At 68.6% G+C, this 14,282-nt stretch carries 13 protein-coding genes; 9 read left to right on the forward strand and 4 right to left on the reverse strand.

Annotated elements, in window-relative coordinates:
• Positions 1 to 60: 60 nt before the first annotated feature.
• Positions 61 to 378: a GNAT family N-acetyltransferase gene (locus RQG82_RS19970; protein WP_311260531.1), complete on the forward strand. Its 318-nt coding sequence runs from the start codon at positions 61 to 63 to the stop codon at positions 376 to 378.
• A gap of 37 nt (positions 379 to 415) precedes the next feature.
• On the opposite strand, the gene RQG82_RS19975 is transcribed toward RQG82_RS19970, so the two are convergent.
• Positions 416 to 793 carry a hypothetical protein gene (locus tag RQG82_RS19975; protein WP_311260532.1) on the reverse strand — a complete coding sequence of 126 codons (378 nt, stop codon included), beginning with the start codon at positions 791 to 793 and terminating at the stop codon, positions 416 to 418.
• Between the two features lie 63 nt (positions 794 to 856).
• Between RQG82_RS19975 and RQG82_RS19980 the strand changes: the two genes are divergently transcribed.
• Positions 857 to 1,816: a pirin family protein gene (locus RQG82_RS19980; protein ID WP_311260533.1), complete on the forward strand. Its 960-nt coding sequence runs from the start codon at positions 857 to 859 to the stop codon at positions 1,814 to 1,816.
• 89 nt (positions 1,817 to 1,905) lie between these two features.
• On the opposite strand, the gene RQG82_RS19985 is transcribed toward RQG82_RS19980, so the two are convergent.
• The gene (locus tag RQG82_RS19985) at positions 1,906 to 4,959 is read right to left on the reverse strand and encodes a S8 family peptidase (protein WP_311260534.1); all 3,054 of its coding nucleotides are present in this window, start codon (positions 4,957 to 4,959) and stop codon (positions 1,906 to 1,908) included.
• Positions 4,960 to 5,104: 145 nt separating this feature from the next.
• Here RQG82_RS19985 and RQG82_RS19990 point away from each other — a divergent pair, with 145 nt between their 5' ends.
• From RQG82_RS19990 to RQG82_RS20010, 5 genes are all read left to right on the forward strand, one after another.
• Positions 5,105 to 5,647, forward strand: coding sequence for an ECF transporter S component (locus tag RQG82_RS19990; protein ID WP_311260535.1), 543 nt, complete (start codon positions 5,105 to 5,107; stop codon positions 5,645 to 5,647).
• Positions 5,648 to 5,748: 101 nt separating this feature from the next.
• A complete protein-coding gene (locus RQG82_RS19995; RefSeq protein WP_311260536.1) occupies positions 5,749 to 7,524 on the forward strand; it encodes an ABC transporter ATP-binding protein in 1,776 nt (591 codons plus the stop codon).
• Positions 7,521 to 8,339: an energy-coupling factor transporter transmembrane component T gene (locus tag RQG82_RS20000; protein WP_311260537.1), complete on the forward strand. Its 819-nt coding sequence runs from the start codon at positions 7,521 to 7,523 to the stop codon at positions 8,337 to 8,339. Before RQG82_RS19995 ends, RQG82_RS20000 begins: the two co-directional genes overlap by 4 nt.
• Before the next feature lie 11 nt (positions 8,340 to 8,350).
• Positions 8,351 to 9,226, forward strand: coding sequence for a siderophore-interacting protein (locus RQG82_RS20005; protein WP_311260538.1), 876 nt, complete (start codon positions 8,351 to 8,353; stop codon positions 9,224 to 9,226).
• A 146-nt stretch (positions 9,227 to 9,372) separates the two neighbouring features.
• Complete coding sequence (locus tag RQG82_RS20010; protein ID WP_311260539.1) at positions 9,373 to 9,948, forward strand: ECF transporter S component; 576 nt, start codon at positions 9,373 to 9,375, stop codon at positions 9,946 to 9,948.
• A 177-nt stretch (positions 9,949 to 10,125) separates the two neighbouring features.
• Here RQG82_RS20010 and RQG82_RS20015 read toward each other — a convergent pair whose 3' ends face one another.
• Together RQG82_RS20015 and RQG82_RS20020 are read right to left on the reverse strand one after the other, a co-directional pair.
• Positions 10,126 to 11,289 (reverse strand): acyl-CoA dehydrogenase family protein, encoded by a 1,164-nt coding sequence (locus RQG82_RS20015; RefSeq protein WP_311260540.1) that lies wholly within the window; start codon positions 11,287 to 11,289, stop codon positions 10,126 to 10,128.
• Between the two features lie 163 nt (positions 11,290 to 11,452).
• A complete protein-coding gene (locus RQG82_RS20020) occupies positions 11,453 to 12,388 on the reverse strand; it encodes a M15 family metallopeptidase (protein WP_311260541.1) in 936 nt (311 codons plus the stop codon).
• Between the two features lie 83 nt (positions 12,389 to 12,471).
• On the opposite strand from RQG82_RS20020, the gene RQG82_RS20025 reads away from it, so the two are divergent.
• Positions 12,472 to 13,533 (forward strand): Rv2578c family radical SAM protein, encoded by a 1,062-nt coding sequence (locus RQG82_RS20025; RefSeq protein WP_311260542.1) that lies wholly within the window; start codon positions 12,472 to 12,474, stop codon positions 13,531 to 13,533.
• 52 nt (positions 13,534 to 13,585) lie between these two features.
• Positions 13,586 to 14,125, forward strand: a complete 540-nt coding sequence (locus RQG82_RS20030) for a YaeQ family protein (protein WP_311260543.1) — start codon at positions 13,586 to 13,588, stop codon at positions 14,123 to 14,125.
• Positions 14,126 to 14,282: the final 157 nt, after the last annotated feature.

Here is a 14,282-nt window from a genome sequence, read left to right on the forward strand (position 1 = left end):
GCCCGCCCCTCCACAACTCAGCGGGCGTAGGTTTGACGCAGACGCCCGAAGGAGATTCCGATGACCGACATCACCGTCACCCGCGACGACGCAGAATCCCGCTACGAGATCCGCTCGGACGGCACGCTCGCCGGCTACGCCGAGTTCGATCTGCGCCCCGGCTCGATCCGCTTCATCCACACCGAGGTCGACCCCGCATTCCAGGGGCAGGGTCTCGCCGGCATCCTCGCTGAGAGGGCACTGACGGATGCCGCCGCATCCGGCGACGCGATCGTGCCGCTGTGCCCGTACATCGCGAAGTACCTGACGACGCACGAGATCGCCGGCGCGGAGATCCGCTGGCCGAAGCGCCCCGGCACCGCACCCACCGAGGCCTGAGGCACAGCTGGCCCGCGGGCCGCGCGCCCGCTGCCGCCTACTGCAGGCAGGTGCCCGTGTAGTAGTCGGACAGCACCTGTCCTGACGCCGCGACGTCATCGTCGTACGCGTCGATGACCGCGGTGGCGTCGTCGGTGATCGAATCAGCCGCCACCGTCAGATAGCCCTTCCACACGTCGAGGTCGCCGGCCAGCTCCGGAGTCGGCTCGACCTTCTCGACGAGGTCGAGCCTCGACTGGACGTCTGCCTCGGTGTTCATCCCCGGGATCAACGGGGCGAAGGCGACCGCCGCCGTCTCGTGCTCGTCGTGGAGCGGTCCGCAGAAGCCGGCATCCCCGCCCGAGGCGCAGCCCGTCAGCATGGCGACCGATGCGCCGAGAGCGAGCAGGATAATGGGAGAGCGCCGAGCGATCATCCGCCGAGCCTATGAGTCTCTCGCGCTCTCGAGTGCAGACGCACCCACGCGAAGGAGAATCCGATGACGGAGACCGCGTCCGGCCAGGTCGACGGGGCCGCGCCCCGAATCGGCGAGCGCCGCATCGTCCTCGAACCGCGCGAGGTGCCTCTCGGCGGGGTGCGCGGCATGAACGTGCTGCGTGTGCTGCCGCACCGCAACCTGCCGACGATCGGGGCCTGGTGCTTCCTCGACCGGTTCGGCCCGGCCGACACCCGCATGCGCGTCGAGCCGCATCCGCACATCGGATTGCAGACGGTCACCTGGCCGCTGGTCGGCGAGATCCGCCACCGCGACTCGCTCGGCAGCGACGCCGACCTGCGGCGCGGACAGCTCAACCTGATGACCGCCGGCAACGGCATCTCGCACTCCGAGTACTCGATCGGCGACGACCCCATCCCGCTCGACGCGCTGCAGTTCTGGGTCGTCCTGCCCGACGGCGCACGCCAGGGAGCCGGCGGCTTCGAGCGCCACACCGATCTCCCCCAGGTCTCGCTTCAGGCTGACGAGGGCGTGGCGGCCACGGCCACCGTGGTGCTCGGCGAGTTCGCCGGCGTCGCCTCACCCGCCACCGTGCACACGCCCATCGTCGGCGCCGAGATCGTCGTGCCCGCGGGCACCCGCATCCGGCTTCCGCTGCGCCCGGAATGGGAGCACGCCCTCATGCTCGTCGAGGGCGACGCGATCGTGTCGACGCACGGGATGACGCAGAACGAGGTGCTCTACCTGGGCGACTCGCGCGGCTACGTCGAAGTGTCGAGCGCGCAGGGCGCTCTGCTCTTCCTCATCGGCGGCGAGCCGTTCGCCGACGAGATCGTGATGTGGTGGAACTTCGCCGGCCGTGATCACGACGAGATCGTCGAGGCGCGCACCGAGTGGGAGGCGGCATCCGATCGCTTCGGCGTCGTCGAGGGGCACGACGTGCGCATTCCCGCGCCTCCCCTGCCCGACGTGCGGCTCGTGCCTCGCGGTCGGAAGATCTGACACCAGACGAAACGCGGTGAGGCGATCACCCCGCCTCACCGCGTTCCGTGTCTCAATTCCGCTGCTCGCTCACCGAGCGAGGCGGGGGCTCACTGCGCGTCGACCGTGACGATCGTGCGCACAGCGGACTCTCCGTACTGCACGAGTCCGAGATAGCGGGTGCCGGCAGTCAAGCCGGTCCAGCTGAGCTCGTAGCTCGTCGCCTGGCCGCGCACGGCCTCGATCGGGTTCGGGCTCGCCGTGAACGCGCCCTCGCCCTCGGGCTGCACGTTGGCGTAGGTCATGTCCCACGTCATCGGAGCCGAGGTCGAGTAGACGTTCGCGACAACCAGGTAGGTGCCGGCCGTCGGCGCAGGAAGCGTCACCTGCTCGTCCGCCGACCCCGTCGCCGACTGCCAGCGCTGGTAGTAGCGCAGGTCGTCGGGGCTCACGACCCGGTAGACCGTGAGGTCGAGGTCGCTGCCCGTGTCATCCGACGAGTCGAGGTCGAAGCGCGAGAGCGTCGTGCCCTCGGGCACATCGACGATCCACGACACGTCCTTGTTCGCGTCGCCCGATGCCTCGTCACCCGAGTGCCCGACGACACGGCCGTCGGGATCCTCGAGCAGCGTGAACGGAGTCAGACCCGACACCCCGAGCGCGAGAGCGCCGTCGACGCCGGGAGTGATGTCGACCGTGGTCGAACCGTCGACTCCCGTGCCCTCGACCTCGGCCGGAGCGTCCGCCGTGACCGGGAACACGGCGATCGGCGACCGCACCGTGTTCTTCTTGCTCGTCCAGGTGAGCGATCCGGTCGCCCACTGCTCGACCGGCGCGCTCTGGTTGTCGAACGTGACCGTGTAGGTCGCCGTCTGACCCGGCTTGTCGAACTTCAGCGTCGACGGCTGCACCGTCGCGTTCACGCCGGGCAGATCGACGGATGCCGTGAACGTGCCCTTCTCCGTCGCGGTGACGGTGCGAGTGACCGTCTGCGCGCTCGCGAGCGACCCGATCGAGAACGACGCGACATTGAGGTCGCTGCCGTCGATCGGCTCTCCGGGGAAGTCGGCCAGGCCCTTGCCCTCGAGGAACGCCACCCAGTCGGGCACGTCGTTCAGATAGAGCAGACCCGGGTTGAACATGCGCTTCGGGTCGACCTGCCCCGCGCCCTGCTGGAACGGGTCCTTGTTGGCAGAGCCGTCGGGGTTCACCGTGTCGTACGCGGTGGTCATCATCGCGGACTTGATCTCGGCGGGCTTCGCGTTGGGCCGCTCGCTGAGATACAGCGCTGCGAGACCGGCGATCTGCGGTGAGGCCATCGACGTGCCGGACAGGATGCCGAAGGTCGGCGCCTCGCCGGGAGCGTTCTGCGTGGCCGCGAGGATCGCGACGCCGGGGGCGGCGATGTCGGGCTTCATGATGTCGCTGCCGTCTGCCAGCATCGGTCCGCGGCTCGAGAATCCGGCGATCTGCGGCACGGGCGTCACCACACCGGTCGTGTTCTCACCCACGAGCGTGATCGAGCGGTCGACGCCTCCCTGCACGTAGGCGAGCACCGCTGCGCGGTGCACCGAGGAGAGGTGCACGGTCGGCACGGCGTGGAAGTCGTTGTCGAGCGAGTCGGCGGCACCGGGCACGTTCACGAGCACGACACCCATGCCACCGGCATCCTTCACGACCTGCGACTTCTCGGCGCGAGCGTTGCCGCCTCGGTCGCAGACCACGATGCGACCCGTGACCTTCGCCGCATCGAGCGTGCCGGGAAGGCACAGGGCCGCATCGGCGGCGGCCTGACCTGCGGCCGGCGCATCGCCCGCGTAGATCGACGGTCCGGTGACCGTCGTGCCGAAGGGCACGCTCACCGACGCACCCGCCTGGGCGAAGCCGTCGAACTGCACGGTGCCCTCCCAGGTGGGGATCGTCGATGCGGCGACCGTGGTGTACCACGGCGACGCGTGATCGGCCGTGACCGGGTCGGGGCCGTCGTTGCCCGCGCTGGTCGCCACGAAGACGCCCGCTGCGGCCGCGTTGAAGAAAGCGATGTCCTCGGGGGCGAGCACGGTCGAGGCCGCTCCGCCGCCGATCGAATAGTTGATCACGTCGACGCCGTCGGCGACGGCCTGGTCGATCGCGGCGATCAGGTCGCTGCCGGCGCAGATGTCGTCGGTCGTGACCGCCTCGTCGGGTCCGACGTAGCAGGCCTTGTAGGCCGCGACCTTGGCACCGGGTGCGACACCCGAGATCCTGCCGAAGTCGACGTCCTCGATCGAGGCCTTCACGCCGAAGTTGCCGGCCGCGGTGCTCGCGGTGTGCGAACCGTGGCCGTCGCCGTCACGCGGCGAGAGGTAGTCGTACTGGAAGTCGAATCCGGCCGCCTCGGCGCCGGTGTAGAAGTACTGGGCTCCGATGAGCTTCGACGAGTAGTCGCCCTTGTCCCATTCCTGGGCCTCGACCATCGTTCCCTGGAACTGCCCCCCGTCGGACTTGTCGAAGTAGACGAAGGTGCCGTCGGTGTACGGCTGGTTCCCCTTGTGGCGCTTGTCCTTCTTGGGCTGCTTCTTGAGCTTCTTGCCCTCGAACGACGGGTGCTCCGGGGCGATGCCGGTGTCGATGACACCCACGACCACGCCCTCGCCCGCCTTGTCGACACCGCCGGTCTGCTGCCAGACGCCGCCACGGCCCTTCTTGTCATCACCGAGACCGAGGAAGTCCGTCGAGGTCTGCGCATCAGGGTGCCGGATGAAGTCGGGGTAGACGCCGTAGACGTCCTTCGATGCCCGGAGCTTGTCGACCTGCTCGCCCGACAGCTCGGCACTGAAGCCGTTGAGCACCACCTGGTAGGTGTTCTCCGGGGTGATGCCGACCTCCTGCGCGATCGTCTGCTGCTCGGACTCGAGATGCTCGACATAGCGCTGCGAGTCCTGCGACTGCCTCTCGAGCTGCTCGCCCTCGGCGGGCTTCGTCGCCTTGAGGCCGTTGACGTCGCCGGTGTAGCTCGCGAGTGGATCGGACTTCAGCACGACGATGTAGTGACCGGGCGTGCCTTCGACCGGAGTGGGGTGGTTCACCTCCTCCGTGCTTGCGTAGCCTGCGGTTGCCGTCGATGCGATGAACAGCGATGCCAGGGTTGCGGCCGCTGCCATCCGGAGGGGTGTTCGACCCATGCGCTTCTCCCGATGATCACGGTGCGACTGCGTTGCCGCACCGCCGTTCAAGCTACGCCCGCCTTCCGTCCACACACCAGAGTCGGGGATTATTACTGGCCGAACGGCCAGCCGAGTCGCCAATGGTCGACAGTAGGCTGGAGGAGTGGCTCCCTCCCCCGTCCTGACGACCCGCGTGCTGCTGGTCTGCGCGGCTATCGGCGTCGCCACGGGCATTCTCGGGGGGATCGCCGGCCTCATCACGCCGGTCGTCATCGCCGCCGCTCCGTACCTCTACGGACTCGTCCTCGGTTCGCACGTGCTGCCAGGCATCATCGCCCAGGAGGTGCTGCGCCGACCGTTCGTGGCCCTCGTCACACACGTGTTCGCCGCTCTCATCTCGAGCGCCTTCAACCCGGCCTGGACGCTGCGCTTCATCGGCACCGCGCTGCTGTTCGGTGCGATCCAGGAGGGCATCGCCGCACTCACCCGCTACCGCTCGTGGGGGCCCTGGCGCTTCTTCATCTCCGCCGCGATCATCGGAGTCATCGTGGCGGTCGTGGTGTTCTTCGCCGTGGACCTCGCGACCTTCCCCCTGTGGGTCGAGATCTCCTATCTCGTGATCTCGGTGCTCGGCCCCATCGCCTGGACGGCAGCCGGGCTCGCGATCGGCTCGTCCCTGAGTCGCGCAGGCGTCGCACGGCGCTGACCCACTGCATCCGGCGCGTGCGGCACATTCGGCGCGTGGCAATTCAGGTAAGGCTCAGCTAAGTTAGAACGGTACCGATCCGCCGAAACCGGGGTGATGCCGTGCGCTCATCCGCGCCCCTTCTCCGCGTGCGTGACCTCTCGATCACCCACGCCGATGCGGTGCACCCCTCACCCCAGGGCGTCACATTCGACATCGCCGCCGGCGAGGTCGTGCTGCTCCTCGGCCCCTCGGGCTCGGGCAAGTCGACGCTCACGCTCGCACTCAACGGGCTCGTCCCGCATGCTGTTCCGGCGACGATGACTGGCTCCGTCGAAGCAGGCGGCATCAGCACGGCCGAGGCTGACACCGCATCGCTGAGCACCCACGTGGCGATGGTCTTCCAAGACCCTGACGCTCAGATCGTCACCGGCACCGTCTATGACGAGGTCGCGTTCGGGCCCGAGAACCTGCTGCTCCCCCTCGACGAGGTGCACGCCAGGACGGCGGACGCACTCGGTCGCGTCGGCCTGTGGGAGCGGCGGGAGGAGAACCCCGACCGACTGTCGGGCGGCGGGCGTCAGCGCCTCGCGATCGCGTGCGCACTGGCCATGGGGTCGCCCCTGATCGTGCTCGACGAGCCGACCGCGAACCTCGACCCGCAGGGGATCGACGACGTCTATGCCGCTCTGACCGACGTGGTCGAGGCCGGCGATCGGGCCATCCTTCTCGTCGAGCACAACCTCGACGCGGCGATGGGCTTCGTCACCCGCACGATCGTGCTCGATCGCGCCGGGCATGTGGCGTTCGACGGCCCGGCGGCCGAGATCATCCGCACGCACGCCACCGAACTCATGGCCATGGGGGTCTGGCTGCCGGGTGCGACTCTGGCGGCGCTGCGGATGCAGGATGCCGGGACGCACTTCGACGAGCTCCCCCTCACGCCCGCCGAACTCGCCGCCGCGCTCGCTGGGGCCGCCGCCCCTGCCACGTCCCGTATGCAGGTCCAGGGCACGGATGCAGGATCAGAAACCGCTGTCTCACCCGGCATCCGTGCTTCCGTCCCGCAGACCGACGGCAGCTCGCGACCGATTACCGCCCCGACGGCCGAAGGGACGGATGCCGCAGACGGGGCGACCGCGCCGATCATCAGCGCCCGCGGCCTCACCGTGCGCCGACACCGCACCGAGATCCTGCACGGCATCGATCTCGACATCGAGCCGGGCACCCTCACTGCGATCATCGGCACCAACGGCGCGGGCAAGACCACGCTGCTGCAGGCGCTCGCCGGCGTCGTGCCGCCGCCGAAGCGGCAGGTGACGGTCGACGGGATCGACCCGGGCTCGGCGTCGCCGCGCGAGCTCGCGAGCCGCATCGGATTCGTGTTCCAGAACCCCGAGCACCAGTTCATCGCGCACACCGTGTTCGATGAGCTCGCTCACGGACTTCGGCTGCGGCACACGCCGGATGCCGAGACGCGCGAGCGCGTCGATGCCATGCTCGCCCGATTCGGACTCGAAGCCAAGGCCGACGTGCACCCGTTCCTGCTCTCGGGCGGAGAGAAGCGCCGCCTCTCGGTCGGCACGGCCCTGATCACCCGCCCGCAGGTGCTCGCGCTCGACGAGCCGACCTTCGGCCAGGATCGCGCGCGGGCCTCCGAGCTCCTCGCGCTGCTGCGCGATCTGCGCGCTGAGGGGACGACGATCGTCATCGTGACGCATGACCTCCAGCTCGTCGCCGAGCACACGTCGCACACCGTGATCCTCAAGGACGGTCGAGTGCACGCCGCAGATCGCACCGACGTGGTCTTCCGCGATGAGGCTCCGTTCGTCGAGGCGGGGCTCCGGCTTCCGGCGCTGCAGCGCGTGCTGGCCGAGGCAGGGCAGGCGATCGCATGAGCGCGCCCGCTTTCGACCCGTACGCCGCCGTGTCGGCATCCTCTCCGCGCCAGTTCCTCTACGCGCTCAACCCGCTCGCGAAGGTCGTCGGAGTCGCCCCCGCGATGGTGCTGCTGATCTTCGTGCGCGACCTCGCCACCCCCGCCGCCTTTCTGGTGCTGTCTGTCGCGCTGATCGTCGCGGGCTCCCGGGTGACCTGGCGCACGGCCGCGCTGCTGTTCGTCGCGCTGCCTGTCGGCATGCTCGCGATCGGCCTCGGTTTCTCGCTGTGGGTCGATGCGTCGCTCGTCGACGACACCCGTGCCGCGCTGCAGATCGGCGAGTGGACGCTGTATCAGGGCGCGCTCGAGATCGGCTTCGCCACGGCTCTGCGCCTCGGCTCGATCGTCGCCCTGGCGCTCATCGGCGGCCTGACCACCACCGGCCCCGACCTCGTGCGCGCCAGCGTGCAGCAGCTGCGCGTGCCCTACCGGATCGGCTACACGGCCCTCGCCGCGTTCCGCTTCGTGCCGCGCTTCGGCCACGAGCTCTCGGTGATCCGTGCCGCGCATCGGGTGCGCGGCCATCACGGCGGCAGCGGTCCGTTCGCGCGCCTCGCGCGGGGGTGGGGCTACATCGTGCCGCTGCTCGCCGGAGCGATCCGCCACGCCGAACGCGTCGCTCTCGCCATGGACTCCCGCGCCTTCGGCGCCCACTCGACGCGCACCGAGCGGCACCTCGTGCCGTTCCGCACTCGAGACACCGTCTTCATCATCGCCTCGATCGCCGCATCCGCCGCGATCTTCGTGTTCTTCTTCCCCTGGCAGCTGCCCTGAAAGGCGCCCGCATGGCATTCAGCAAACTGGTCAAGCCCGAGTCGTCCGAGCTCATCCACCTCAGCGTGCTGCGCACCGAGCGCCTCTCAGAGCACTGGATGAGGGTCACGCTCGGCGGCGGCGAGATCGACAGGTTCCGCCCGATGGGCTTCGACCAGTGGTTCCGCCTGTTCCTGCCGATCGGCGGCGACGCCGGCCTCGACCGCGTGCCCGCGAAGGCGAACAAGATGTTCGGGTATCTCAAGTTCCTGCGCATCCCCGACGGCGAGCGCCCCGTCATGCGCAATTACAGCGTGCGCGCATTCCGCCCGGCGACGGCCGAGTCGGGCGCCGAGATCGATGTCGACTTCGTGCTGCACGGGTCGGCGGCCGACGGCACGGCCGGCCGCGCGTCGCGATGGGCTGAGACCTGCACGCCTGGCGAGCACGTGCTGATCATCGACGAGGGGCTGACGTTCAACCCGCAGCGCGGAACGGACCGCGTCGTGCTGGTCGGCGACGAGACGGCACTGCCGGCGATCGCCTCGATCTGCGCGTCACTGCCCGCGCACGCCACGGGCACGGCGATCATCGAGGTGCCGTCCGAGGAGGACGCGCTCGACTTCGCGCATCCGTCCGGTGTCGACCTGGTCTGGCTCGTGCGCCCGCACGAGTTCGACCCCGGCTCCTTCGCCCTGGCGCGGCTGCGCGAGCTGACGCTCCCCGACGCGCCGTTCCACGCATACGCGGCGGGCGAGCAGTCGCTGGCATCCGGTGCACGCAAGCACCTCGTCGGCGAACGCGGTGTCGACAAGAACAACGTCAGCTTCTGCGGCTACTGGAAGATCGGCGCTGCGTCGCCCACGTCGAAGGCAGCCCGCGGAGCGGCGGCGGAGCCACTCGCATGAGCGGCGCGGACGCTGTGGACCCGAAGCCGAACGCGGGTCAGGGCGCCGATGCGGGGTCAGAAACGCACCCGACGCCCGCTGCGGGGTCAAGAACGCATCTCGCGCCGGATGCGGGGTCAAAACCGCATCCGAAATCGCGTTCTGGGATGCAGAATCGACCCCGCACCGGCGGCGGACGCTCGCGCTTCCGCTTCCCGACGGCGATCCTCCTGACGTGTGCCGCACTCGGCGTCGCGGGTGGAGCGCTGCTGGCCCCGGCGAACTGGATCTCGACGATCCTCTTCCCCGGCCTCCCGTTCGTCAGCGTCGGGCTCGCCGGCCTCTGGCTGCTCCCCTCGGTCGTCGCCCTGCGCCTGCTGCGCCGCCCGCTCGTGGGTCTGCTGGTGGGCCTCCTGGCCGGACTCGTCATCGTCCCGTTCTCCGGATACGGCTTCAGCAGCGTGGCCACCAACCTGTGGTGGGCGGCGTTCACCGAGCTGCCGTTCCTCTTCGTGCTGTGGCGATACTGGGGAACCTGGTTGCACTATCTCGGCGCCGCGATCGTCGGCATCGTCTACCCGGTGCTCGCGTGGGCGTCGTTCAACCTCGGGAGCTTCGAGCTGCCCCTGCAGATCACGTTCTTCGCCGTGACCCTCGCCAGCTGCCTCGGCGGCACCGCCCTCGGCATCCTGATCGCCGACCGACTGCGACGAGCCGGAGTCGGAGCCCGTCTGTCGCGCTGAGCGGACGCCTCTGCGCTCCGGGCACAGCTTCGGAGCCGGACGGTGACACGCCGACCGATCGCACCTGCGACGGCGCGTCGACGAGTGCGCTCCGAAGCTGTGCCCGCGCCCGGGCGCCCGTACACACGCGAAGGGCCCCGGATGCCGACATCCGGGGCCCTTCGCGTCAGCTGTGCGTCAGCGCTTGCCGACGATCTGGCGACCGACGAGGTCGCGCATGATCTCATTCGTGCCGCCGTAGATGCGGTGCACACGGGCATCGGTGAAGGCCCGGGCGATCGGGTACTCCATGATGTAGCCGTAGCCGCCGTGCAGCTGCACACCGGTGTCGAGCACCTCCCACTCGCGCTCGGTCGCCCAGAACTTGACCTTCGCGGCGTCCTCGGCGGTGAGAGTGCTGTTCTTGTAGGCGAGCAGCGCGCGGTCGATGTACGCCCACATCGCGTCCGTGGTCGCCGCCATGTCGGCGAGACGGAACCGCGTGTTCTGGAAGTCGGCGATGCGCTCGCCGAACGCCTCGCGGTCCTTCGTGTACGCGACGGTCCAGTCGAGGGCGGCCTGAGCAGCAGCAGCCGCGGCGACGCCGATCGAGAGGCGCTCGAGAGGCAGGTTGAGCATCAGCTGGATGAAGCCCTGCCCCTCCTTGCCGCTGATCAGGTTCTCGTCGGGGATGAAGACGTCGGTGAAGCTGAGCTCTGCCGTGTCCCACCCGTGGAAGCCCATCTTGCTGAGCTTCTTGCCCTGGTCGAAGCCTTCCATGCCCTTCTCGACGAGCAGCAGACTGAAAGCGTCGGGGCGGTTGCCCTCACCCGTCTTGACGAAGGTCACGACGACGTCGGCCGTCGAGCCGGAGGAGATGAACGTCTTGGCGCCGTTGAGGATGTAGCCGCCGTCGACCTTCTTCGCGTTGGTCTTGATTCCGCGCAGGTCTGAACCCGCACCCGGGTCGGTCATGGCGAGCGCACCCAGAACCTCGCCGGTGGCCATGCGGGGCAGCCACTTCTCCTTCTGCTCCTGCGTGCCCATGTGCACGAGATAGGGCACAGCCAGATCGTCCTGGATGCCGAAGGCACCGGCCAGCGAGCCTGCACCGGAGGCGATGACCTCCTCCATCACGACGGTGCGGAATCGGTAGTCCTGCAGCATGCCCGCGCCGCCGAACTCCTCGGGCACGGACAGGCCGATCAGGCCCGCCTCGCCGGCCGCCAGCATGGTCGCCCGGTCGATCTCACCCGCAGCATCCCACCGCTCGATCGCCTCGTTGCTGACGTGTCGCTTGACGAAATCCTTGACGAGGTCGCGGAATGCCTCGTGATCCTCTTCGTAGATGTCGCGTTCCATTGCGTCCTCCTGAACGTTCGTGCGTCTTTGCTCCGGCGATTCTATGCCGGGGCACCGACACCACGACAGCCCGTTGTGAGAATGCATCCCACAATCGGTGAGACTGGGTACCGCGATTGTCGGATGCCGCAATGCGGGCGTTCCAGGGCCGACGACCCTGCGGTCAGTGCGCGTAATCGGGCGCGGCCCGGAGCCCGAAGAACTCCTCCAGCGTGTGATATCCGCCCTGATGGTAGGCGGCCGCGAGCTCACGCCCGAGGTAACGCAGATGCCACGGCTCGGGCTTGTACCCGGTGATCCCCGAGCCGATCTGCTCGTAGCGGACGATGAAGCCGTATTCCCAGGCGTTCGCCGCGATCCACTCGCCCTGCACGGTCGCCCCGAACGACTCGATGGCTCCGCACGTCGAGTCACAGGCGACGAGATCGAGTGCGAGCCCTGTCTGATGTTCACTGTGCCCGGCACGCGCCGACGACGCATCCGCCCCCGCCTGTCCGCTGTTGCGCACATGCGATGCGTGGGTCGCGACCTGCAGGTCGTACGACCGGTAGCCGTTGTTCGCGCCGATGCGCCCCGCTCCCTCGGCGACTGCAGCGTCGGCCATCTCTCCGACTGCCGCGGCGACGTCTGTGCGGGCCTGCCCGGAGCGAGTCGTCATCTGCACCGGAAGGTCGGTGAGTGAAGTCGGCGCGAAAGAGAGCGGAGCAAGAGGACGCGCCTTGTTCACGACCACCCAGACATGGGCGGGGTCATCGAGCGCGATGCAGGGCGCATTGCCCGCGACGACGGCGGCCCGGAAGCTCTCGCCGCCGCCGAAGCCGGCGATGATCGCCGAATCGTCGGCGACCGCTATCGCCTCGAGCACGCTCGGCTCCGAGCACGGATCGGCAGCGGTGGTCGCGCCGACCTCGACCGCCGGCACCTCCTGCACCACCAGCGGCTCCGGCATCGTCATCTCAGCGGGCGCCGAGGTGGCGATGGGCGCGCCCGCGATCGACATCAGGATGCCGATCGCGGTCACCGCGAGACCGATCGGCAGTGCGGGTCCGCGGATCGGGGAGCGCTGTGCCGCATGCTGAGGCTGCGGCGGGAAGAACATGCTTCCATTGTCCCTTAAGTCTGATCGAACAGAATTCCCACATCGGGTTGACGTTCTATCGTATTTATGTTCGACTTATCGACATGCGGTGGCAAGGACAGAAACTGGGCGACGTCGATGCCGCAGCGCTGCCCGGCCTCGAAGAGCGCACCGGAGTGCTGCGCACGGTCACCACACCTGACTTCGCGGGCATGACCTTCCATGAGGTGCTGTCGAAGTCCGCACTCAACCATGTTCCCGGGGCTTCGCGCATGCCGTTCGCCTGGACCATCAACCCGTACCGCGGATGCAGTCATGCCTGCGTGTACTGCTTCGCTCGGGGCACGCACGAGTACCTCGATCTCGACGGTGGCGCAGACTTCGACTCTCAGATCGTCGTGAAGGTGAACGTCGTCGAAGTGCTGGAGAGAGAGCTGCGCAAGGGCAGCTGGGAGCACGAGACCGTCGCCCTGGGGACGAACACCGACCCGTATCAGCGCGCCGAGGGCCGGTACAAGCTGATGCCGGGGATCATCGACGCCCTCGCCGCGTCGGGCACCCCGATGTCGATCCTCACCAAGGGAACGCTGATCAGGCGCGACATCCCATTGCTGGTGAAGGCGGCCCATCGGGTGCCCGTCGACATCCAGATGTCCATCGCGATGTACGACGACGAGCTGCAGAAGGCGATCGAACCGGGCACCCCGACGACGCAGGCTCGGCTCGACACGGTGCGCGCGCTCCGGGATGCGGGCTTCAGGGTGACCGTGTTCCTGATGCCGATCATGCCCCACATGACGGACTCCGTCGAGGCGATCGACGCAGCGCTGCGACGCATCAAGGAGGCGGGAGCGAATCGTGTGATCTATGGCGCTCTCCACCTGCGCGCCGGGGTGAAGCCCTGGTTCATGCAGTGGCTCGGCGAGTTCCGCCCCGACCTGGTCTCGTCGTATCGGGGGCTGTATCCCGGCGTCTCCGCCGAGGCACCGAAGGGGTATCGCCAATGGCTCGCCAAGCGGGCACGACCGCTCATCAGGCTGCACGGCCTCGACGGCCAGCACGAAGACGACTACCCGGTGCGCGGCATCCGGGCGTCCGCGCCGCACGGTCGCCCGGCACCCGCGTTCACCCCGTCGCCTGCCCCTGCGCAACCGATGCTGTTCTAGCGGAACAGGGTGCGTCGGCGGCCACGGCGCAGGACGCGTAGGCTCGGACGTTATGGCTATCGGCTCCACCATGCACACGTTCGAAGTCCAACTGGCCGACATGGATCGCGGTGTGTATGACGACTTCTCGTTGCGTGCGGCACGGCATCCGTCGGAGACCGATGCGTACATGCTCACCCGCGTGCTCGCATACGGACTCGAGTTCACCGAAGGCATCACGTTCGGCGGCGGAATCTCGCAGACCGATGAGCCGGCCGTCCTCGTCCGCGACCTCACCGGCCAGATCACGGCGTGGATCGAGATCGGAGCGCCCGACGCCGAGCGCCTGCACTACGGCAGCCGACTGGCAGAGCGCACCGTCGTCTACACGCATCGCGACCCGGCGAAGGTCATGGCCCCCTGGGCAGACAAGCGCATCCACCGCTCCGAGGACATCCGGGTCTTCAGCTTCGACACCGGCTTCATCGACTCCGCCGCACCGCTCATCGAACGCCGCAACACGATGACGCTCACCGTCACCGAGCAGGTGCTCTACCTCGACCTCAACGGCACGACACTGACCACGGCGATCCACGAGCACGCGCTGGCTTGAGCTGAGCGCCGCCGCGCGGCATCCGCCTGCCTTCTTCGCCCGCTCGTAAGCACCGCTCAGGAGGAGAACTGCGCCTCGGGAGGACCGAATGCCCCGAAAAGCTCCTCCCGAGGCGCAGTCTTCCTCCCGAGGCGCAGTCTTCCTCCCGAGGCGCAGC

The organism is Microbacterium sp. WCS2018Hpa-9, from assembly GCF_031843745.1.
Classification (GTDB): Bacteria; Actinomycetota; Actinomycetes; order Actinomycetales; family Microbacteriaceae; genus Microbacterium.